Genomic DNA, 21,824 nt, shown 5'->3' with positions numbered 1-21,824 from the left:
CCAAATTCATCATTGCTTTTTACATTAATAGGCTTAGGAGCATTTTTGCTTTCATGGTTTAGGTAGGAGAAGAAACCACCAAGAGTTGATTGAATAGAATTTAAAGATTGGATAAGATTTTTCACAATCAAAAAAGATAAAATAATACCCACAACTATAAAGAATAAAGATAATATGAGAGTAAAAATCATTTCACTTTCTATTTCTTGCAAATCTTTTAAAGCTTCTTCATGTGTTCTTTTCAGAAAATAATCGCCATAAACTTTAAGTGTATTAATATAATCTGTGCTTTCTTTAAACCAAGAATATGCATTTGCTCCATAAGTTCCTGTTGTAAAATTTTTCACATAAATATCTATATATTTTGAATTTAAAGTTTGAAATTTATTTTGGTTTTCTTCCATAATTTGCTTGATTTTAGCTTCTCCTTCGTATTTATCCAAAATAATCCCAAACTGATAAAGATAAGTATTAAAAATTCCTAAATTCTCAAAAACACTTTTAATTTGCAAATTATCACTCGGTTTTGCCGACAAAAAAGCTGCATTAATATTTGCTCTTAAAAGCCCTGTAGCTTCTCTCATATTTACCAAATAATAAGAAGCCAAAACATAATCATAAATATCTTGAGAATTACTAAGAGTAGAGATTGCAAATCCTTCCCCTACAGATAAATTCATAAAGCTTTTAATAACTTTTGTCATTTTTAAAGCATAATCTTTAGCTTCTAATAATTCTACTTGTTTTCTTAAAGCTAGTATCTTTTTAAGATTGTCATTAAGCACATTTTTTTGGTAATTTCCTTGAATATCTGAAAGATAATTTTCATATTGTTTCAAAATTGCATCACTCTTGTTTCTAGCATTGATAACATTTTGCCAATTATCATCATTATTAAGCGTTAAAAATCCTACACTAAGCCCTCGCTCTATCTGCAGATTATGAATCAAATCCACTAAAATTCTATAATTATCAACCTTATTAGGAACCAATTTCATGTTTTTGTATTCATTATAATATTTCACAACCAATTCAACTGTAAAACATAAAGAAGCCAACATTAAAAAAGCAACTAGAATAATTTGTTTTCTTTTTATACTCATTTTGTCCTCCTTAAAATTTTAATACCATTACAAAAATTCATTTATTAATATTAAAAATCCATTTTTATCAAGATTTTATAAATTAAAAACTTTTTTATGATTAAGGTTATTCTAGCACAGTCATCTTAAACTTTTCTTTTAGGGTATTAAAAGATTTAAAAAATATTTTCTCAATAAAAGGCAAACACTGATATATAGGTGTTTATAACATTTTGTTACCGACAATCAAACTAGATTTAAATTTTTAAAATAGAATAAAATTGACAAAAAAATAAAAAATTAAAGCTAATGTTTTTAAGAAAGAAAACTATATAATTACGAAATTTATTTTAAAGGATTTTTATTGTCTTTAGTAATATTTTATGGATTATTTTTAAGCTTACCAAAACTCATCTTAAGTCTTATGCAGCTTAATTTTCTCTCCAAAGAAAAAAATAAACCCGCCTATATTCTACCTGCTAATGATTTTATTAAAGCTGCAAATTATGCAATTATTAAAGAAAAAATATCTTTGTTTGAAAATATTTTAGATCTTTTTTTACTAGGTTTTTGGCTTTTATTTGGATTAAATTTTTTACAATCCCAACTTGACTCTTTAAATGCTAGCTCACCCCTTTTGTGCAGTGTTTTATTTGTTCTTATATTCTTGCTTTTTCAATCTTTAATTTCTCTTCCCTTTTCTGCTTATAAAACTTTAGTGGTGGATAAAAAGTTTGGCTTTGCCAAAGGAGGTTTAAAACTCTTTATTATAGATACTTTAAAATCTTTCATGCTTCTCATAATTATTGGAGGAGCCTTATTATTTGCATTTGTTTTTATTATTAGCAATATTACAAATTGGTGGCTTTATGCATTGCTTTTAAGTGTTACCCTCATTTTGGCTACCAACCTCCTTTATCCTACTCTTATAGCCCCTTTATTTAATAAATTCACTCCTTTAGAAGATGAAGATTTAAAACAATCCATACAGGATTTATTAAAAAAGGTAGGATTTCATTCAAGTGGTGTTTTTGTAATGGATGCTTCCAAAAGAGATGGGAGATTGAATGCCTATTTTGCAGGATTTGGCAAAACAAAACGGGTTGTTTTATTTGATACTCTCATTGAAAAAATTTCCAAAAACTCTCTCTTGGCTGTTCTAGGACATGAGCTAGGACATTTTAAACATAATGATATATACAAGATGATAGGCTTTATGGTTGTTTTATTAAGCATCTTATTTTTTACCATCGGTAATCTCCCTTATGGAATTTTCTCTTTGGCAAATCTAGAATCTTCCCCCCATATTTTTATTATCTTTTTGCTTCTTTTTAGCAATTTAATAGGTTTTTATTTTATGCCTATTTTTAGCTTTTTTAGTTGCAAAAATGAATTTAACGCAGACAAATTTGGAGCACAATTAACAAGCAATGAAGACTTAGCAAAAGCACTACTAGTATTAGTTAAAGAAAACAATTCCTTTCCACTTTCACATCCGCTTTATATGAGATTTTATTATAGCCACCCTCCCCTTATGGCAAGACTTATTGCACTAAATTGTGAAAAAATGGCACTCTCTTAATGCTTATTAAAGAAGCTTTACAATTAGGAGCTAGCAAGTTAGCAAACTTTTCAAGGAATCTTTTAGAAGCTGAATTGCTTCTTGCTTATGCTTTGGGAGTTGAGAGAATTTATCTTCACACACATTTTTTAGAACCATTAGATGACTTTACGCAAAAAAGATTTTTAAATTTTATCAAAAGGCGTCAAAAATATGAGCCTATAGAATATATTATAGAAAAAGTGAGTTTTTATTCTAACGAATTTTATATCTCACATGGAGCGTTAATTCCACGCCCTGAAAGTGAAATATTGGTAGATTTAGCATTGCAAACCATACAAAAAAACAATCTTAAAAATATCGCAGAAGTGGGGATAGGAAGTGGGATTTTAAGCATCACTTTAGCTAAAATACTACCCTCTTGCATATTTCAAGCAAGCGACATTTCTTCTGAAGCACTATTTAATGCTTTTGTTAATAAAGAAAAATTTCAAGTTTCCAATCTAACTTTACACAAAAGTGCTTATCTGGACTTTAATGGTGGCAAAAAAAAGTCTTTTGATTTGCTCATTTCAAATCCACCTTACATTAAAGAAGGTTTTATTTTACCAAAACCTTTAGATTATGAGCCCAGCATTGCTCTTTTTGGAGGGAAAAGAGGCGATGAAATCCTATGCCATCTCATAGATTTGGCTTATTTTTTAGAAATTCCTTTTGTAATTTGCGAAATGGGTTATGATCAAAAAGAAAGTATTTATAACTATGCACAAAAATTCAATTATAAAAATTTAGTTTTTTATAAAGATTTAGCACAATTAGATAGAGGTTTTATTTTAGAATTTTAAGCCTTTAAAGAGATTATTTAATCTCTTTAATAAAGGCATCTTTATTGATTTTAGCCTTAATCTCCTCTAATTTTCCTTTAGCTTCTGCCTTTGTATTAAAAGGACCTATTAAAAGCCTATTGGTATCTCCCGCTTTTTGCATACGATAACTAAGCTGTTCTTTTGAAATCGCATTCATTAATTGCTTATTAGGAGAATATTTACTAAAAGAACCCACTTGAATATAAAAACCTTTAGTAGCCTCTGTTCCTTGTTCTTGTGGGCTATTTGCTTGTATTTGTTTAAAGGTATCCTTAGGGCTTTTAACTTCTTCTTTAGGTTTGTTTTGCGCGATAGGCTCTTTTGGTTTTGCAGGTTCTTGTGCATTGGGAGCTTGTGTATTACTTGCTACATTACCTGCTTGTTGTGATTTGATTTGATCAATAATTCTTTGAAATTGTTCATCAGTATTGCTAGTTTCTGTATTTGTATTTGTATTAATTGGAATTTGTTTATCATCTTGTGCCTGCATAGGTGGTAGATTCTGTGGCATTTCCACTTTCTCTGTTTGCATAGGAGCCTGCGTATTTGCATTTTTAGCATTATCATCTCCCTGCATAAGATAGATAATAAAGATAATTGCTGCAAACAAAATAACAACAATTGCTCCAAGCAACATAATCTTTTTACTAGAACTAGATTTTATTTCTTCTCCTTCTGCATCGCTAATTAACAAATCGTTTAACTCAATCTCTTCTTCTTTTTCTTCTTTATTGATTTTGATTTCTGACATTTTTTCTCCTTTAATTTACATATGTCTTGACCATGAAGCACCGCGTTCTTTGTTATACACTCCATAAGGAACCACTAAAATATTGTAGTTTTTAGGAATATCAAGCGAAGGAAACATTTTCCATTCTGTAGGCATTTTTTGTGCCAACTTCGCCCCCAAAACTTTAGCCAATTGACAGGCCTCTTGAAAAGTGGTGTGTCCTTTATGCACATATAAATGCAAATGTCCTGGAGTTTTTGTTTCATAAGCAGTAAAGTTAATAAACCCCTCTTCACGCAAAAGAAGCTGTGCTCTATGCCAAAAACGCTCCGCATTAAACCCATTATAATCAAACACAATATTCTCTACCTTATCTTGTGCATTAAAAAGAGAATGAGCAATGGTAATTTCCTTTTTAAAATGACTTTGCAATAAATTCCTACTTAAAGGCTCTTCTACTTTTTGAAATTTATCATAAAAAATTCTGCCATTATGATGGATCTTTTGCCCAATTCCACTTTGTTTCATCCAATAATGCGAAGTAATCATCTTAATCAGTTTTAAATCTAATTCTGTAACCATTTACTCTAGCTTCCCTTTTATTAAAATATTGCCTTATTATATACAGGAAATTGTAACGCAAGTTCCTTTAATTCATTTTTTATTTGCTCTTGTTTTTGTATATTTTGTATATCATCTAACACATCTGCAATTTTTTGTGCGACAATTTCAAATTCTTTTTCTTTGAAGCCCCTTGCAGTAAGTGCTGGCGATCCAATCCTTACACCACTTGTTACAAAAGGACTGCGACTCTCTCCTGGAACTGTATTTTTATTTACAGTAATTCCTGCATTACCTAATGCTAAATCTGCATCTTTACCACTAAAATCTTTGTCTAATAAAGATAATAACACAAGATGATTATCAGTCCCATCACTTACAATCTTATAACCTCTTTGCATAAGTGTGCTTGCTAAAATCTTTGCATTAATTTTAACCTGCTTAGCATATTCTTTCCAAGCAGGCTTTAAATTTTCTCCAAAACCTACTGCCTTTCCTGCAATCACATGCATAAGTGGCCCCCCCTGCATTCCTGGGAAAACTGCTTTATCAATCTTTTTAGCATATTCTTCATTGTTGGTTAAAATCAATCCTCCCCTAGGTCCTCTTAATGTCTTGTGTGTTGTGGTTGTTACCACATCTGCATAAGGGAATGGATTTGGGTATTCACCTGCTACTACAAGACCTGCTACATGAGCAATATCTGCCATCAAAATTGCCCCTACACTCTTAGCAATTTCACTAAATCTTTGAAAATCTAGCTCTCTTGAATAAGCACTAAAGCCACACACAATGAGATTTGGCTTAACACTTTTTGCAATTTCTTCTACTTTATCATAATTGATACGCCCATCAAGCTCTACACCATAAAAGAAACTTTGATACATTTGTCCGCTAGTGCTTACTTTAGCACCATGGGTTAAATGCCCTCCATGGCTTAAATCCATACCTAAAATTTTATCATAAGGCTTTAATAATGCTGCATACACAGCCGCATTAGCTTGAGAACCCGCATGAGGCTGAACATTTGCAAACTCACAGCCAAAAAGCTTTTTAGCCCGATTAATTGCTAACTCCTCAATCTTATCTACAAATTCACAGCCACCATAATAACGCTTATAAGGATAGCCTTCTGCATATTTGTTAGTGAGCACACTACCCATAGCTTCCATAACACTTGGAAAAGTAAAATTTTCACTTGCAATCATTTCTAAATGCGTATTTTGACGCTCTAATTCACACTGAATATAATCAAAAATTTCTTTATCGGTTTGCTCTAGTAAATAGCTCATTATTATTCCTTTGTTGTGGTTTCTTTTTTTTGTGGTTTTAATGCTGGGAACAAAATTACATCTTTAATGCTAACATTGCCCGTTAAAAGCATCACAAGACGATCTATCCCAATTCCTTCCCCTGCAGTTGGAGGCATACCATAAGAGAGTGCCATCACATAATCTTCATCCATATACTGTGCTTCCTCATCGCCTGCCTCTTTTGCTGCCACTTGAGCCTTGAAACGCTCTAGTTGATCTAGAGGATCATTAAGCTCACTAAATCCATTGGCAATTTCACTTCCACCAATAAATAATTCAAATCTATCAGCAATTTCTGGATTATCATCATTTGCTCGCGCAAGAGGACTAATAGCAATAGGAAAATCTGTAATAAAAGTAGGATTAATCAATTTATCCTCTACAAAAGCATCAAAGGCTTCACTTTGTAACTTGCCTAACTCCATTTTGCTTTCTAGCTTCACGCCCTTACTTAAAAGATATTCATAAAGCTTATCTTCATTCATAGCAACTTCTTGTGGAACACCACCAATTTGCACCAAAGAATCCACATAAGAAATCTGCTTAAAATTGCCTAAATCAATTTCTTTTTCATTAAAGATAATTTTAGTAGGCAAATTTAACTTTTCTAAAAGATATGCAAAAAGCTCTTCTGTAAGCTTCATCAAATCTTTATAATTTTTATGTGCCCAATAAAATTCAATCATAGTAAATTCAGGATTATGAGAATGATCCATTCCCTCATTTCTAAAGTTTCTATTGATTTCAAAAACTGCTTCAAATCCGCCCACAATCAAGCGTTTTAGATAAAGTTCAGGAGCAATTCTTAAATAACGCTCTACATTAAGAGCATTATGGTAAGTTACAAAAGGTTTTGCATTAGCACCCCCTGGAATAGGATGCATCATAGGAGTTTCTACTTCCAAAAACTCTTTTTCTTCAAAAAATCTTCTTACATTAGAAACAATTTGAGAACGCAATGCAAAGCTATCGCGCACTTCTTTATTCATAATTAAATCTAAATATCTTTGACGATAACGCATTTCAATATCCACTAAACCATGATATTTTTCTGGCAAAGGACTGATAGCTTTAGTCAATAGACTAAATTCTAATGCATGCATACTAAGCTCACCTGTTTTTGTTACAAAAGGAAAACCTTTTGCCACAACTATATCGCCTACTTCAATATATTTTTTAAAATGCGTAAAACCTTCACTTAATTCATTAGAAGATAAATAAATTTGCAAAATCCCTGTATAATCTTCAATTTTAATAAAAGCAGCCTTACCCATAAGGCGAATAAATTTAATTCTGCCTATAACCTGTGAAGTTTTTGAAGTATCTTTTCGTTCTTCTTCGCTTTTTTCTTTTAAATCTTTAAAAGCCTCCAAAAATTCCTTTGTGCTTTGTCCTTTTTGCACAGCATTTGCATAAGGGTTTATTCCAAGCTCCCTTAAATTTTGTGCTTTTTGGATTCTTTGTTTTACATAAATATCATCTAAAAACAATTCCTACTCCTCAAACATTGACTGCACTGTTTCTTGTGCATTATCTTTTATTTCTTCTGCTTTTTCTTGTGTTGCTTCAATCTTTGCTCCTGCACCATTTACTTCCAAACTTTCTAAATGAATAATCCTAGAGCCAACTTCCAAAAGTGTTGGATAAAGAATGCTGTTTTTGGTATATTTCTCACTAAAATGACTTACAAGTTCAATTTTACTCAATGCATAAACAATTATTGCAAAAATTGCAGAAATTTTTAATACAGCAAACACAAACCCTAATGCCTTATCCATAATCACTAAAGAACTAAAAGAAATCAATTTGTGTAAAATCTCTGCAATCACTAAAGAAAGTCCCCACACACAAACAAGCAATACTAAAAAACCCACTAAAGAAGCAGCAGATGGATTTGCAAACTCATACACATTTTGACTAACCCAAGCTCCTAAATCATCAGAAAATAAAGAGGCAATATAAACGCCCCCAACAATCCCTACAATTCCGAAAAACTCACGGATTAGACCATTTACAATTCCCTTAAGCCCTAAAAGAACAATGATAATTCCAACAATAATATCAAAATAATTTAACTCACTCATGCAGCCTCATACTCAATAAAATTTAATTCTTTTTGATATTTTACACAAAAGTAGCATAAAAAAGTTTTATGTTACAATAAAATTATAATTTATTTTCTAAAAGGAATGAAAATGGCAGCAAAAGAACATAGTTTTGACATCTCTTCAAAGCTTGATATTCAAGAGTTTAAAAATGCTTTAGAACAAGCAAAAAAAGAAATCAATAACCGCTTTGATTTTAAAGATGATAAGGCAAAAGAGTTTAATTTTAATGAAAAAGAAAAGACATTAAGTATTCTTGCTACAAGTCAAAATAAGGCAAATACACTTAAAGATATTCTAGATTCAAAGCTCATCAAACGCAATCTATCACTAAAATCCCTAAAAGAAATAAAAAATGAAAATGCAAGTGGTGGTAATACAAAAATTACTTACAAACTTAATGATGTGTTTGAAGATAAAAGCTTAAAAACCATTAATAGTGAAATTAAAAACCAAAAATTCAAAGTCCAAACACAAATTTTAGGCAATGAAATCCGCGTAAAATCCAAGGATATTGATGAGCTACAAAAAGTAATTGCACATCTTAAAAAATTAGATTTAGAAAATCCTCTTAGTTTTGGAAATTTTGCATAAATGAAAACTTGGTTAAAATTAAACACAAAAAAAACAAATAGCCACAAAGAAAGCCCAAAAAAAGAGCTTAAAAAATCTCACGCTCTTTATGAAAAATTGTTTATCCCTTTTATTTGTGCTATTTTTTTTAGTGCCTTTATCTATTGGGAGCATTTTTTTAAGAGCTATAATCCCCCACTTCTTTCTACAATTTTTGCACTAATAGCACTTGCTTTTTATTTTCATCTTAAAAAATTTGGTGCTTTTATTTGTGGAGGATTCGTAGGTATTTTTTGGTTTTATTGGATAGGGCTTAGCTTTAGATATTATGATCTTAGCTATCTTATTCCATTTATTGTGCTATTTGTGGCATTAGTTTATGGGATTATTTTTTATTTTATGTGTTTTTTTAAAAATCCACTTTATCGCACCTTAATGCTAGTTCTTGTAAGCTTTTTACATCCTTTTGGGTTTAATTGGTTTATTCCAGAACTTATGCTAACTACAAGCTATTTTGAGCCTTCTAAAACCATACTTTTTTGTCTTTGCTTAATAATTATGCTTACTCAAAAAATGTTTGCTGAAAAATACTATAAAATGGGAGGAGTTTTTTTCTTAAGCTCTCTAATTCTTCTTGGAAGTTCTAATTTAAATCTTGCAAAAACTCCTACTCTCTCTCATCTAAAAATTAAAACCCTCCAAACCTCTATCCCACAAGATCAAAAATGGGATAAAAATAATCTAGCCTCACATATACAAACAAATTTCAATCACATAAAACTTGCCAAAAATGAAGGCTATGATATGGTAATCTTACCAGAAACTACTTTTCCACTAGCCCTTAATCTCTATCCCAATTTACTTGAAGATTTAAAAGCTTTTAGTCAAGATATTATCATCTTAACAGGCGCCCTAAGAAATGATAAGGAGCAAACTTTCAATAGTGCCTATCTTTTCAATAAAGGGCAATTGCAAATCTTTGACAAAGTTATCTTGGTGCCTTTTGGAGAAAATATCCCACTTCCCACTCCTATTGCAAAGTGGATTAATACGCATTTTTTTAAAGGAGGGGAAGATTTTAGCACAGCCCAAAATATCTCCTTTAATACCGCAAAAATTGACAATATCCCTTTTAATATTGCAATTTGCTATGAAGCCACACGCGAGGAATTTTACAAAAATTCTCCACCTTTTTTAATCGCCATTAGTAACAATGCATGGTTTTATCCAAGCATAGAGCCCACACTCCAAAAACTCTTAATGCAATATTTTGCCAAAAACTATGGCACAAGCATTTATCATTCTAGTAATTTCTCTCCAAGTTTCTTGCTTACTCCTTAGGAATCTGCTCTTTTGCAATCGCTCCTAAGGTAACCTTTAAGCAATTCATTTCTTTTTCCCATTCTTTCCATAGCCCCCTTTTTTCCTCTCTTGCAATCGCTTCTAACTCTTCTAAATCTGCCATTACTCCTTGTGCTTCTGCAGTAGCATCAAAATGTTGCACCACTGCATAACCATCACGCACAATCTCATAATTAAAAAGATTCCCTCCATTTTGCAAAAAACACCAACCCTTTACATAGCCCACTCTATATTGTTGTTCTAAAAAAATCTTATTTTGTGTGTATGTAAGTGCAAAATGTCGCATTTCTTTAACGCTTTTTTTGGAAACCTCACATCCATCTCCTTTAAAATCTTTACTTACTCCAGCTACACCATAAAGCTGACAATAAAGCATTCCTGCATCTTTAGAATACACACTAAATAAAGTAGGTGCATAAATATGCTTTAAAAGCACCTGAAAATTTAAGGGTGCCACATAAGAAAAAGCTCCCACACAAAAAAAGGCAAAAACCAACACTATTACTATTATCCTTTTTTTCATTTTAAAGCCCTCTATCAAATCTAAAAGCTTCTAGCAAATTTTGAATATAAGCATTTTTCTCTTGAAAAATTTCTTTAGTATCTCCACTTGCCACTACTTCGCCTCTTTTTAATACAATCACTTTTTCACACATTTGCGCAATCACATTCAAATCATGGCTAATGCAAATATAACTTAATTGATGTGTCTTTGCTAATTGCAATAATAATCTTATAATTTGTGCTTGAGTAAATTTATCCAACGCACTTGTAGGCTCATCTAAAATTAAAATTTTTGGCTTTAAAACAAGCACTCTTGCAATACTCACCCTCTGCCTCTCTCCCCCACTTAATTCACTAGGATAACGATACAAATACTCCTCATTTAGCCCTACTTCTAAAAGTGCCTTTTTGGCAACTTCAAGATAATTTTCTTTAATCTTATGTATTTTTAAACCTTCTACAATAATTTCATAAAGTGTTTTTTTAGGATTTAATGAAGAATTTGGATCTTGTAAAATCATTTGCAAATTAAGACGCATTTTTTGCAATGCCTTACCCCTAAGCTCCAAAAAAGGCTCTCCTAAAATTTCCAATTCCCCTTTAGCCTCTATAAGCCTCACAAGTGCATTTGCCAAGGAGCTTTTTCCACTACCTGATTCCCCAATAATCCCTAAAGATTCTCCCTCTTTTAAAGTAAAATCAAGAGGTTTTAATGCCATAAATTCTTTTTGAACTCTTCCCAAAAAGCTTCTTTGGGTTACATAAGAAACACTAAAATCCTTTGCCTTTAAAATTTCTTCTTGATACTCCCCTCTCTCTTTAAATACAACTTTCAAAGTTGCTAAAAGCTCTTTTGAAAAAGGGTGTTTAGGATTCTTAAAAACCTCTCTACAATTTCCCTGTTCTATAATTTCTCCACTTTTTAACACTAAAACATTTTGGGAGATTTGTGAAATAACACCAAGATTATGACTGATAAAAATAATACTCAAATTAAGTTTTTGTTGCATTTGTTGTAAAAGCTTAATAATTTCTTCTTGTGTAGTTGGATCTAATGCAGTTGTTGGCTCATCTGCAATTAAAATTTCTGGATTTTTAGCTAAAGCTATTGCTATACACACCCTCTGTCTTTGCCCTCCACTCAATTCATAAGGGTATTTTTCCAATTCTTTTTCTTCTAATTTTACCCATTCTAATAATTCTAAAGTGCGTTTATTCAAAAGCTCATAAGAAAGTTTTTTGTCTATATTAATGCTTTCTTGTATTTGAATTTTAATTTTTTGCAAAGGATTTAACGCACTTAAAGGTTCTTGAAAAATATAGGCTATTTTTCTCCCACGCAAAAATTGCATTTTTTTTTCATTTTGGAAATCTAACTTTTCTCCATATAAAAAAATTTCTCCTTTTTGCTCTACATATTCTTTAATAAATCCTAAAAGTGTATAAGAAAGGAGTGATTTTCCACTCCCTGATTGCCCCACTATCCCTAACACTTCTCCCTTTCTCAAAGAGAAATTGATATTTTTTAATGCAAACTCACCTAAATTTAGAGAAAAATTCCTAAAACTTAGAATTTCATTCATTTACCCCCCTTAAAAACATCTCTTAGCCCCTCTCCAATAAACACCAAGAGGCTTAAAAGAATACTTAGTGCAAAAAACCCACTAAGAGTAAGCCAAGGTGCATTAAGGTTATTTCTTCCTTGTGAGAGTAACTCTCCCAAACTCGCACTAGGAGGAGGTAATCCCAAGCCTAAAAAATCTAAAGATGCTAAAGTTGTAATACTCCCACACAAAATAAAAGGAAAAAATGTTAAAGTAGAAATCAAGGCATTAGGCAAAATATGCACAAAAATAATCCTAAAATTACTAGCTCCCATTATTCTAGCAGCTTTTATATAATCTAAATTTCTTATTTTTAAAAATTCTGCCCGCACAAAAGGCACTAAAGCTATCCAAGAAAAAAGCAAAACTACAAATAAAATTGTCCAAAAAGTAGGCTCTAAAAGACTAGAGAGAATAATTAAAACAAACAAAATAGGCATTCCGCTCCAAATCTCAATAAATCTCTGCAAAGCCAAATCTACCTTACCTCCATAATAACCACAAATTGCCCCTATAACAAAACCCAAAAAAGAACTAATAACCCCCAAAATTAATGCAAAGATAATAGAAGTTTGCAAACCATAAATTAATCTTGCCAAAACATCTCTTCCTAAATCATCAGTTCCCAAATAATTTTCTAAACTTGGAGGGCTTGGGGGCGGAGAAGAAAGAGAGTAATTTACACTATCATAACTATAGGGAATAAGTGGCATAAGCATAAATCCATTCTCTTTAATCTTTTCTTGAATATAAGTATCTTTGTAATTTGTCTCACTTAAAAAATCTCCCCCAAAAGTCGTTTCTGGATAAACTTTAAAAAGAGGAAAATAACTCTCTCCCTTATAATAAACATACAAAGGCTTATTATTTGCAATAAAAGGTGCAAACAAACATACAAACAATAAAATCACAAAAATAATCAAAGAAAAATAAGCGCGTTTATTTTGCCTAAAGGCTCTAAATCTTCTACCCCTTAAACTTTTTACACTCATTGTTCTACCCTATTAAATTGTATTCTAGGATCCACCAAATGATATACTAAATCACTCACTACATTCACAATAAGTCCCAAAAGCGTAAAAATATATAAGCTTCCAAAAATTACTGGATAATCTCTACTAATAATAGCCTCATATCCTAAAAGCCCAAGTCCATCTAAAGAAAATATAATCTCCACTAGAAGCGATCCTGTAAGCAAAACCCCTAAAAGCGCTGATGGAATAGAAGCCAAAATCAAAAGCATTGCATTTCTAAAAATATGATGGTATAAAACTTGTCTTTGACTTAAACCTTTAGAGAGAGCAAGTTTTACATATTGTTTAGAACCTTCTTCTAAAAATGAATTTTTAACAAGCAAAGTTAAAGTGGCAAATCCCCCAATGCTAAGAGAAATCACTGGTAATGTAATATGCCATAAATAATCCTTAATCTTTTCAAAAAAACTTAAGCTTGCAAAATTATCGCTTACAATTCCACGCAAAGGAAAAAGATTAAAATAGCTCCCCCCTGCAAACAAAATAATAAGCACCAAAGCAAATAAAAATGTAGGAATTGCATTGCCGATTACTATTATTGTGCTTGTTGCCACATCAAAGGGAGTGCCATTATTAATAGCCTTTTTAATCCCTAAAGGTATAGAAATAAAATAAATTAAAAGGGTGCTCCAAAGCCCTAAGGTAATGGAAACTGGAAGCTTTTCTACAATTAAACTTATCACAGATTGATTTTTATAAAAACTCTCTCCAAAATCAAAAAATAAATAATTTTTTAGCATCAAAAAATAACGCTCTAAAAGTGGTTTATCAAAGCCATACATTTGCTTGATTTTCTCCATTAATTCTTCATTGATGCCTTCATTTTTAAATCTAAAGCCCCCTTGTGCTACCTCATTTGTTAAATTACTGTGCTCTATTTTTGCCATCATTTGTTCTACAGGACCACCAGGTGCTAACTGTATAATAAAAAAATTAAGTGTCATAATCCCAAGCAATGTAGGAACAATAAGGATAAGGCGTTTAAATAAATAATTTCCCATTAATTTTTTCTAAGCGAGGGATATTTTTTGATAAGCTCTTGATACTTCTCTTCATTAAACCACCAAGTATCAAAACCAATATCATAAATAGGCATAATTGCAGGATGTTCTAAAAAATCCCAATATGCCATTCTAAAAGTTTTATTGTGAAAATGCGGTATCACATAATATTCCCACAAAAGCACCCTATCAAGTGCTCTTGTATAAGTAACAAGCTCTTGATAATCTTTAACTTTGATAATCTTATCTATAAGAGCATCCACCACTTCATTTTTAATCCCAGCATAATTCCTGCTTCCTTTTTCATCTGCACTCTTAGAGCCCCAAAAAAAGCTTTGTTCATTACCTGGTGAAAGACTTTGCGGGAACACTGCTACAATCATATCATATTCAAAATTATTTAAGCGGTTTAAATATTGGCTTAAATCTACCACTCTAATCTTCATATCAATTCCAAGTCTTTGCAAATTTTTTGCATAGGGAACAGCTACACGCTCCATTGCAGGACTTACCAAAAGTAATTCAAAACTAAAAGGCTCTTTATCTTTGTAAAGCTTACCATTTTTAAAAGTAAAACCACTCTCCTTTAAAAGCTCTTGTGCTTTTTTAAGATTTTCTCTATTATTGCCATCTCCTTTTGTGCTAGGCAACAAAAAAGGCTGTATAAAGAGTTCTTTAGGCAATTTGTCCCTATAAACTTCTAAAACTTTTAATTCCTCTCCTAAAGGTATTCCAACGCTTGCAAACTCTGAATTATCAAAATAACTCTTAGTTCTTGTATATTGGTTAAAAAATAAATTTTTATTGCTCCATTCAAAATCAAATGCTAAGCTCAATGCTTCCCTAACTCTAATATCTGCAAAAATAGGTTTCCTTAGATTAAAAACAAAACCTTGCATACCACTAGGAAGCATATGCACGCTTTCTTGTTTTTTAATCGCACCACTCTTTAGTGCATTTCCTGCATAGCCATTTGCCCAATTTTTTGCACTCATCTCTAAGCGATAATCATATCTTCCAGCTTTAAAAGCTTCTAATGCCACTGCATCATCTTTGTAATAATCAATACTAATCCTATCAAAATTAAAATAACCTACACGCGTTGGATGATCCTTTGCCCAATAATTCTCCACTCTTTTATAAGTAAGTGTGCGTCCTGCTTCATAACTTTCTATTGTATAAGGACCACTTCCAAGAGGTATCCATAAAGAATCTTTATTTAAGTCTTTCTTCTCATAATAGTGCTTAGGCAAAATAGGCAAATCCCCTAAAATCAATGCTAATTCCCTGTTTTGATTATTAGAAAAATTAAATCTAATAGTATATTTATCCACCACAATTACTTCTTTAATATCCTTATAATATCTGCTTGTAATAGGATTATCGCCTCTTGCTATTAGATTGAAGCTAAATTCTACATCAAAGGCACTCACTTCCTTGCCATCATTAAAACGCGCTCTAGGATCAAGATGAAAAATCACAAAATTATTCTCTTTATCTCTTTGTATCTGTTTTGCAATTAATCCATACTGGCTACTAGGCTCATCTAAAGATCGCACCATTAAAGTATCATAAAGAAGCTCTAAACCCTCTGCAGGAGTTCCTTTAAGCAAAAAATTATAAAAACTATCATAAGTCCCAATGGCAGCTTTTTTAATATGTCCGCCTTTTTTAGCATTCACATTCACATAATCAAATGCCTTTAAATTTTTATATTTTACTTCCCCATTGATTGCAAAAGCACTTGCACTATAAGTATCCCCAAATGCCACTACAATCAGCAAACAAAAAATGCTAAAAATCTTTAAAATTGCTCGCATAGAAGCTCCATTTTTAAATCTTTCCAATCTCATAAATTTGAATGATACCAGCAATTTTTTGCCCTCTCATCACCACCAATTCTTTGATTTTATTTTCCATCATATATTGCTCTGCATCTGTTGCCATCACATCTGCTTGTATCGTTTTTGGATTGTTACTCATCATATCTTTAGCATAAAGACTAAAATTATCCCCCATTAATGCACGCCTCAAATCTCCATCTGTGATAATACCAACCAATCTTTCTTCGTCTATTACCAAACACACCCCAAGCTTTTTGCTTGTCATCTCACTCACCACTTGCTTAAAAGAAGTATTTAATCCAACAATTGGCAAATCTGTGCTTACCATAATATCTTCTACTTTTGTAAGAAGTTTTCTCCCCAAACTTCCTCCTGGATGAAAAAGGGCAAAATCTTCTGGTTTAAATCTTCTAGCCTTCATTAAAGCCACTGCAATAGCATCCCCCATAGCTAAAGTTGCCGTTGTAGAGGAAGTAGGTGCAAGCTGTAAAGGGCAAGCTTCTTGCTTGACTGCAATATTTAAAAAATAATCCCCTTTCTTTGCCAAAGTAGAATTTGGATTCCCGCTCATAGAAATTAAAGTAATTTGACGGCGTTTAATTGCTGGAATAAGTCGCAAAATCTCTTCACTCTCCCCTGAATTTGAAATTGCCAAAAGTGCATCTTCACTTCTTAGCATTCCTAAATCTCCATGCAATGCTTCACCTGGATGCATAAAAAAACTTGGAGTTCCTGTGCTTGCAAGTGTAGCAGCAATTTTAGCACCAATATGTCCTGATTTTCCCATACCTGTAATTACAAAACGCCCTTTTAAATCTAATATGCAATCAATAACTTTATTAAAATCTTCATTTAATAAATCTGTTAAATCTAAAATCGCTTTAGATTCTATGCTAAAAACCTCTTTTGCTATTTTTGCATAATCCATTCTTACTCTCCTTTTATAAAAAAAGTGCTCCAACTACACCAAAAACCATCAAAGGAATATTATACATCAAAAATGTTGGCACACAAGTATCCCAAATGTGATTATGTTGAGAATCCACATTTAATCCTGAAGTAGGACCTAATGTGCTATCTGATGCGGGACTTCCTGCATCCCCTAATGCTCCTGCAATCCCAACAAGTAAGATAATAGCCTCTTTACTAAAACCAAGCTCCAAAGCCAAAGGACAATAAATCACTGCAATTACTGGAATTGTCCCAAATGAACTCCCAATCCCCATTGTAATAAGCAATCCAACCACGAGCATAATAATCGCTCCTCCAAGCTTACCTCCCGATAAAGAAGCCACAGCACTTACAAGATCTTTTACTGCACCTGTTTGATCTAAAATCCCTGCATAACCTTTTGCAGCAAGCATAATAAAGGCAATAAAAGCCATAAGCTTTAATCCGCCCTCCATTACTTCATCTACATCGCCCCATTTGATTCCACCAAACACTATCATCACTACCAAACCTGCTAAACCACTTAATGGAATATTTTGGGTAGGGATTTGAACTGCAAAACAAACAATCGCACCTGCTAAAATCGCATAATCTCGCATTTGCATTTTAGGTTTTTCAAAAATAGGTGCTACATTTTCTTCATAAAAAGTATTTTGGTATTCTCGTGGCTTTCTATAAAAAACAAAAATTGCTAAAAGCAAACCCAAAAGCATACTTGCCCCACCTATCCACATCACACCTGTAACATCTTCTAAAGTTACAGGGATTTTATTTTTATTAAGCTCTTCTACAATGATATTGTGAAAAATAAGTCCAAATCCAACACTAAGGGTAACATAAGGAGCTTTTACACCAAAGGTAAGCGCACATGCAACCGCTCTTCTATCAATTTTTAATTTATTTATCAAAGGCAAAAGAGGCGGAATTAAAATAGGGATAAATGCAATATGTACTGGAATAAGATTTTGTGAAAAACAAGCAAAAAATGCGATAGTTAGACAAAACATAAGTCTTTTATCTTTAATAAATTCTGCCACATAATAAACAAAAAAGCTTGTTAAATTGCTTCTTGAAATTGCCGCTGCTATTGCCCCTAAAAGAATATAGCTAATTGCAATACTTAAATTCCCAGCCATTCCTTGAATTAAAATCTCAATGCTTTGCGTAAAACCAAAACCATGCATAACCCCTGCAACCATAGCAGAAATTAAAATAGCCAATAATATATTCAATCGTGCTAAACACAGCACAACCATTACAATAATGGATACTAAAACTGGATTAGTTAATAACATTTAACTCCTTTTATAATTTATCAAAACAAATTCACCTAAATTTTTATTAATATGTCTTGCTACAACATTGCATTTTACCTTAAAAAGAAAGAAAATTCTCCCATCATTTTGTGCAGTCTTTTCCAAAGATTCAAAATTTCCCATACCTTTTGATAAAATCAAATCACATTCTTTAAATAGCTTTTTACTTTCTTCATTGGCAATCCCATAAATAAAACCTGGACTTTGAACACCACTACTTCTTACATTCACTAAATCAAATAATTTAGAATTACTTACTTTTAAATCCTCTAAAGTAACATCATTAATAATCTCTTCGCCTCTTACAAGATAGAAGATCTCTAAACTAGGATTTAACTTCTTAAAAACACTTATTAAAATCTCATCAAACTCATTTTCTCCTGCATTATCTGCTAGATATACAAGTTTTTTAACAATTTTTAATCGTTCCAATAAAATCTTGCTTTTGTCAAAATCTAACTTTAAAATATCCCTTGCTTCATTTTCTAAATCAAAACTCTCTTGCGCTCCATAATCTATCACATTTCCAAGCACTGCTAAAGATAAGCCAAATTTTAGTATCTCTAACTCTTCTTGCAAATTTAATGAGTTTTTTTGAAAGCTTTTTGGCATTTTTAAAAGCATTTGATTTTTAATTTCTCTTGCTTTTTGTATGCTTTGAAGCTTAATTTGCTTATAAGGACTATTGTCCTTTATCATTTTAGCAATATTTTCATACACCAAAGGTGCTAAAAGAGTAGGAGGAATCTCAAAATCTCCCTCTAATTTTTTGGTTGTATAAAATTCTCTTAAAATCTCTTGCAAACTTTGCTTATCTTTTTGGCTAAGAATTAAATTTTCTTGAAACTCTTTAGATAGTTTTTCCTCTATTTTTACATCTTTTAAAAAGCTAAAAATTTCTTTTTCTATTACAGAAGCAGAAATGTTTATATTTTTTGTGATTTTAAGGGTAGATAGAGTTTGCTTTCTTAGACATTCTAAGCATTCATATGTTAGATTAATCTTGTGTTCCTTGCTTAGAATTTACATCTACAACCTTGCCCCACATAAGACGATATTTTCTTTTCAAAAAGTCAATTTCTTCTTGTGCTGCACGGAGCTGCTCACGCAATATTGCTATGGTTTTTTTATCATCCTCATAGACTTCTTGTGTGTTAAAAAGTGCATCTTTTAAAAACTGGTTTTCATTTTTAACACTTAAAATAGTTTCTTCTTTTGAAGAAACCACCTTTTCATGTAGGCTTAAAATTGTTCCGATTGTTTTTTCTACAAACTCACTATCTACTCCACCGCTTGTATTTTGCACCATTACTGCATTTGTCCCACTTTGAACCAATGCTTGCGTACCACTCCCTGCATCAATAAAAAACACACCCTCTTCTTGCTTGCTTTTTAACTCTCCACTTGCCACCATTGCTAAAACCTTTTCTTTATCCAAATTAGCAAGTTTTGCAAATTCTTCCAAATTTACCCAAGTTTCCATGCCCTAGCCTAAAATCACTTCAATATCACTTGAATCTAATTCTACATTTTTAGCTTTCATCACACGATCTTCTTTGAGCTTTCCGCCAAGCTCTGCATCGCTTAATGCTAAAATTTGCATAGCAAGATATGCACTATTAATAGCACCCGTTTTACCTAATGCAACAGTAGCCACTGGCATACCTGATGGCATTTGCACAGTTGAGAGTAAAGCATCTATCCCATCTAATGCACCTCCTTTTAGAGGCACACCAATTACTGGTTTTGTCGTCATAGAAGCTACTGCACCTGCTAAGTGTGCTGCCATACCCGCTGCTGCAATAAATACTTTTGCGCCTTTTTCTTCTGCATTTTTCACATAATCTTTAGTTCTTTGCGGACTTCTATGTGCTGAACTAATAATTACTTCATAAGGCACATCAAATTTTTTTAACACATTAATACACTCACTCATTACCTCATAATCACTCTTGCTTCCCATTAAAATTGCTACAAAATCCAAATGTTTCTCCTTAAAAATTAATCTTCTTCATCATCATTGATTTTAAAAGGCTTTTTACTAGCCTTAATACGCACTATTCTAGCACCCTCGGTAGCTAAAACCTCATATTCACAATATTCATCTGCAATTACATCACCTACAACTGGGAGTCTTTCCAATAGATTAAACACATATCCACCAATAGTTACTTGCTCTGTATCTTCAAAGGTAATGCCAAGCACATCTGCTACGCGTTCTAAATCTAGCATACCATCAAAAGAATATACATCTTCATCTATTTTGTGATATTCTTCGCTCTTTTTATCATGCTCATCTGTAATATCTCCCATAACTTCTTCTAAAATATCTTCCATAGTAAGAAGCCCTGCTGTCCCTCCATACTCGTCTAAAACAAGTGCAGTATGGATTTGGCGTCTATTCATTTGAGAAAGAATATTAGAAATAGAAGCACTCTCTGGAACAATAATCATCTCTCTTGCTAACTTTTCAAGCTCACGCGATGGATTATCTGAAAGCATAGTTTCTAACAAATCTCTTAAATGCACCATTCCTATAATATTATCCTTACCCTCTTTACAATAAGGATAGCGTGTATGCTTTGTGCTGGTTACAATTTTCATATTTTCTTCATAAGTGTTATCATCATACAAACAAATCATATCTTTTCTAGGTGTCATAATCTCTTTTGCCATCGTATCTGAAAAGCTTACCGCATTTTGGATAATCTCATTTTCAATTGTATCCAAATAGCCACCTTTTAAGCTTTCTCCAACGATAATTTTTAGCTCTTCTTCTGAATGCGCACTCTCTTCGCCTTCACTTGCAGGTTTTATATTCATTCTATGCAAAATAAAAATTGCTAAAAAATCAAAAATTTTAATCAAGGGAAAGAAAACGATCCAAAAAAGATGTAAAGGGCGTGCTATTAAAAGCACACTTTTTTCTGCTTTTGCAATTGCAATAGATTTTGGCACAATCTCACCCATAACTACATGCAAAAGCGTAATAAAGCTAAAAGCAATCACAAAACTCACAGAGTGTAAAAGTATAGGATTATCTCCAATAAAATATTTAAAAGGTGCTTCTAAAAGCTTAGCGATAGCAGGCTCACCAATCCAACCAAGCCCCAAAGAAGAAAGAGTGATACCAAGTTGTGTCGCAGAAAGATAAGAATCTAATTTTCCTGTAATTTTCAAAGCCAATTTTGCCCCTGAAACCTCACGCTTTACAAGCTCTTCCAATCTTGAACGCCTAATTTTAACTATTGCAAATTCAGAAAGAACAAAAAACCCGTTTAACAATACGAGAAACAAAGCAAAAATAGATAAAAGTAACGACTCTATCTCCAAAAGATACTCCTTTGTAAAAGTAAAAAATACTATTATTTTAGCATATTTTTATCCTAAAATGCTGTTTTATTCTTTAAATAAATT

21 protein-coding genes are annotated in these 21,824 nt (G+C 32.1%); 4 read left to right on the top strand and 17 right to left on the bottom strand.

From position 1 onward, the window contains the following. Positions 1-1,103, bottom strand: a 1,103-nt coding sequence (locus tag B6S12_RS05960) for a nitrate- and nitrite sensing domain-containing protein (RefSeq protein WP_181450975.1), incomplete at its 3' end; no start/stop codon positions are given. A gap of 343 nt (positions 1,104-1,446) precedes the next feature. Here B6S12_RS05960 and B6S12_RS05955 point away from each other — a divergent pair. Both B6S12_RS05955 and B6S12_RS05950 read left to right on the top strand, forming a co-directional pair. Next, positions 1,447-2,664, top strand: coding sequence for a M48 family metallopeptidase (locus B6S12_RS05955; RefSeq protein ID WP_111229886.1), 1,218 nt, complete (start codon positions 1,447-1,449; stop codon positions 2,662-2,664). Further along, positions 2,664-3,488: a HemK/PrmC family methyltransferase gene (locus B6S12_RS05950; RefSeq protein ID WP_111229885.1), complete on the top strand. Its 825-nt coding sequence runs from the start codon at positions 2,664-2,666 to the stop codon at positions 3,486-3,488. Before B6S12_RS05955 ends, B6S12_RS05950 begins: the two co-directional genes overlap by 1 nt. 13 nt (positions 3,489-3,501) lie before the next feature. On the opposite strand, the gene B6S12_RS05945 is transcribed toward B6S12_RS05950, so the two are convergent. Genes B6S12_RS05945 through B6S12_RS05925 form a run of 5 tightly spaced genes read right to left on the bottom strand, consistent with a single transcriptional unit; the run spans position 3,502 to position 8,197 of the window. Continuing rightward, positions 3,502-4,260 carry an SPOR domain-containing protein gene (locus tag B6S12_RS05945; protein WP_111229884.1) on the bottom strand — a complete coding sequence of 253 codons (759 nt, stop codon included), beginning with the start codon at positions 4,258-4,260 and terminating at the stop codon, positions 3,502-3,504. 15 nt (positions 4,261-4,275) lie between these two features. Then, positions 4,276-4,821 carry a DUF1882 domain-containing protein gene (locus B6S12_RS05940; RefSeq protein WP_111229883.1) on the bottom strand — a complete coding sequence of 182 codons (546 nt, stop codon included), beginning with the start codon at positions 4,819-4,821 and terminating at the stop codon, positions 4,276-4,278. Positions 4,822-4,841: 20 nt separating this feature from the next. Next, complete coding sequence (locus tag B6S12_RS05935; protein ID WP_111229882.1) at positions 4,842-6,092, bottom strand: serine hydroxymethyltransferase; 1,251 nt, start codon at positions 6,090-6,092, stop codon at positions 4,842-4,844. Positions 6,093-6,094: 2 nt separating this feature from the next. Beyond that, positions 6,095-7,603, bottom strand: a complete 1,509-nt coding sequence (lysS, locus tag B6S12_RS05930; RefSeq protein ID WP_111229881.1) for a lysine--tRNA ligase — start codon at positions 7,601-7,603, stop codon at positions 6,095-6,097. 3 nt (positions 7,604-7,606) lie between these two features. Continuing rightward, positions 7,607-8,197, bottom strand: a complete 591-nt coding sequence (locus B6S12_RS05925) for a CvpA family protein (RefSeq protein WP_111229880.1) — start codon at positions 8,195-8,197, stop codon at positions 7,607-7,609. Between the two features lie 111 nt (positions 8,198-8,308). Here B6S12_RS05925 and B6S12_RS05920 point away from each other — a divergent pair, with 111 nt between their 5' ends. After that, positions 8,309-8,812, top strand: a complete 504-nt coding sequence (locus B6S12_RS05920) for a YajQ family cyclic di-GMP-binding protein (RefSeq protein ID WP_111229879.1) — start codon at positions 8,309-8,311, stop codon at positions 8,810-8,812. Continuing rightward, positions 8,813-10,132 (top strand): apolipoprotein N-acyltransferase, encoded by a 1,320-nt coding sequence (locus B6S12_RS05915; protein WP_111229878.1) that lies wholly within the window; start codon positions 8,813-8,815, stop codon positions 10,130-10,132. On the opposite strand, the gene B6S12_RS05910 is transcribed toward B6S12_RS05915, so the two are convergent. From B6S12_RS05910 to B6S12_RS05860, 11 genes are read right to left on the bottom strand one after another with little or no spacing between them, the layout of a single operon-like run. Further along, entirely contained in the window at positions 10,122-10,676 is a 555-nt protein-coding gene (locus B6S12_RS05910) for a thermonuclease family protein (protein ID WP_111229877.1), read from the bottom strand. The two genes, B6S12_RS05915 and B6S12_RS05910, sit on opposite strands and share 11 nt — an antisense overlap. 1 nt (position 10,677) lies before the next feature. After that, entirely contained in the window at positions 10,678-12,240 is a 1,563-nt protein-coding gene (locus tag B6S12_RS05905; protein ID WP_111229876.1) for an ATP-binding cassette domain-containing protein, read from the bottom strand. Further along, the gene (locus B6S12_RS05900) at positions 12,237-13,253 is read right to left on the bottom strand and encodes an ABC transporter permease (protein ID WP_111229875.1); all 1,017 of its coding nucleotides are present in this window, start codon (positions 13,251-13,253) and stop codon (positions 12,237-12,239) included. Before B6S12_RS05900 ends, B6S12_RS05905 begins: the two co-directional genes overlap by 4 nt. Further along, on the bottom strand, positions 13,250-14,296 hold the full coding sequence (locus B6S12_RS05895) for a microcin C ABC transporter permease YejB (RefSeq protein ID WP_111229874.1): 1,047 nt from the start codon (positions 14,294-14,296) through the stop codon (positions 13,250-13,252). The genes B6S12_RS05900 and B6S12_RS05895 overlap by 4 nt, the downstream gene beginning before the upstream one ends. Continuing rightward, positions 14,296-16,116, bottom strand: coding sequence for an extracellular solute-binding protein (locus tag B6S12_RS05890; RefSeq protein ID WP_111229891.1), 1,821 nt, complete (start codon positions 16,114-16,116; stop codon positions 14,296-14,298). Before B6S12_RS05890 ends, B6S12_RS05895 begins: the two co-directional genes overlap by 1 nt. 13 nt (positions 16,117-16,129) lie before the next feature. Next, on the bottom strand, positions 16,130-17,068 hold the full coding sequence (locus B6S12_RS05885) for a KpsF/GutQ family sugar-phosphate isomerase (RefSeq protein ID WP_111229873.1): 939 nt from the start codon (positions 17,066-17,068) through the stop codon (positions 16,130-16,132). A gap of 13 nt (positions 17,069-17,081) precedes the next feature. After that, positions 17,082-18,386: a Na+/H+ antiporter family protein gene (locus B6S12_RS05880; RefSeq protein ID WP_111229872.1), complete on the bottom strand. Its 1,305-nt coding sequence runs from the start codon at positions 18,384-18,386 to the stop codon at positions 17,082-17,084. Beyond that, on the bottom strand, positions 18,387-19,409 hold the full coding sequence (locus B6S12_RS05875; protein ID WP_281267883.1) for a damage-control phosphatase ARMT1 family protein: 1,023 nt from the start codon (positions 19,407-19,409) through the stop codon (positions 18,387-18,389). Further along, complete coding sequence (locus B6S12_RS05870) at positions 19,405-19,890, bottom strand: DUF3972 domain-containing protein (RefSeq protein ID WP_111229870.1); 486 nt, start codon at positions 19,888-19,890, stop codon at positions 19,405-19,407. Before B6S12_RS05870 ends, B6S12_RS05875 begins: the two co-directional genes overlap by 5 nt. A 3-nt stretch (positions 19,891-19,893) precedes the next feature. After that, complete coding sequence (purE, locus tag B6S12_RS05865; protein ID WP_111229869.1) at positions 19,894-20,391, bottom strand: 5-(carboxyamino)imidazole ribonucleotide mutase; 498 nt, start codon at positions 20,389-20,391, stop codon at positions 19,894-19,896. A gap of 17 nt (positions 20,392-20,408) precedes the next feature. After that, positions 20,409-21,740: a hemolysin family protein gene (locus B6S12_RS05860; RefSeq protein WP_181450974.1), complete on the bottom strand. Its 1,332-nt coding sequence runs from the start codon at positions 21,738-21,740 to the stop codon at positions 20,409-20,411. Between the last annotated feature and the right edge of the window lie 84 nt (positions 21,741-21,824).

The sequence above is a fragment of the Helicobacter valdiviensis genome (assembly GCF_003245365.1).
GTDB classification, from domain to species: Bacteria; Campylobacterota; Campylobacteria; order Campylobacterales; family Helicobacteraceae; genus Helicobacter_D; species Helicobacter_D valdiviensis.
Note: the sequence above shows the minus strand (reverse complement) of the source record. Positions and strands in the feature narration are given on the sequence as shown.

Bases quoted from the DNA above. Each gene is read 5' to 3' on its own strand.
- B6S12_RS05880 (WP_111229872.1), bottom strand. From the start codon at position 18,386: ATGTTATTAACTAATCCAGTTTTAGTATCCATTATTGTAATGGTTGTG.
- B6S12_RS05905 (WP_111229876.1), bottom strand. From the start codon at position 12,240: ATGAATGAAATTCTAAGTTTTAGGAATTTTTCTCTAAATTTAGGTGAG.
- B6S12_RS05910 (WP_111229877.1), bottom strand. From the start codon at position 10,676: ATGAAAAAAAGGATAATAGTAATAGTGTTGGTTTTTGCCTTTTTTTGT.
- B6S12_RS05885 (WP_111229873.1), bottom strand. From the start codon at position 17,068: ATGGATTATGCAAAAATAGCAAAAGAGGTTTTTAGCATAGAATCTAAA.
- B6S12_RS05935 (WP_111229882.1), bottom strand. From the start codon at position 6,092: ATGAGCTATTTACTAGAGCAAACCGATAAAGAAATTTTTGATTATATT.
- B6S12_RS05950 (WP_111229885.1), top strand. From the start codon at position 2,664: ATGCTTATTAAAGAAGCTTTACAATTAGGAGCTAGCAAGTTAGCAAAC.
- B6S12_RS05940 (WP_111229883.1), bottom strand. From the start codon at position 4,821: ATGGTTACAGAATTAGATTTAAAACTGATTAAGATGATTACTTCGCAT.
- B6S12_RS05925 (WP_111229880.1), bottom strand. From the start codon at position 8,197: ATGAGTGAGTTAAATTATTTTGATATTATTGTTGGAATTATCATTGTT.
- B6S12_RS05870 (WP_111229870.1), bottom strand. From the start codon at position 19,890: ATGGAAACTTGGGTAAATTTGGAAGAATTTGCAAAACTTGCTAATTTG.
- B6S12_RS05900 (WP_111229875.1), bottom strand. From the start codon at position 13,253: ATGAGTGTAAAAAGTTTAAGGGGTAGAAGATTTAGAGCCTTTAGGCAA.
- B6S12_RS05895 (WP_111229874.1), bottom strand. From the start codon at position 14,296: ATGGGAAATTATTTATTTAAACGCCTTATCCTTATTGTTCCTACATTG.
- B6S12_RS05945 (WP_111229884.1), bottom strand. From the start codon at position 4,260: ATGTCAGAAATCAAAATCAATAAAGAAGAAAAAGAAGAAGAGATTGAG.
- B6S12_RS05915 (WP_111229878.1), top strand. From the start codon at position 8,813: ATGAAAACTTGGTTAAAATTAAACACAAAAAAAACAAATAGCCACAAA.
- B6S12_RS05920 (WP_111229879.1), top strand. From the start codon at position 8,309: ATGGCAGCAAAAGAACATAGTTTTGACATCTCTTCAAAGCTTGATATT.
- B6S12_RS05890 (WP_111229891.1), bottom strand. From the start codon at position 16,116: ATGCGAGCAATTTTAAAGATTTTTAGCATTTTTTGTTTGCTGATTGTA.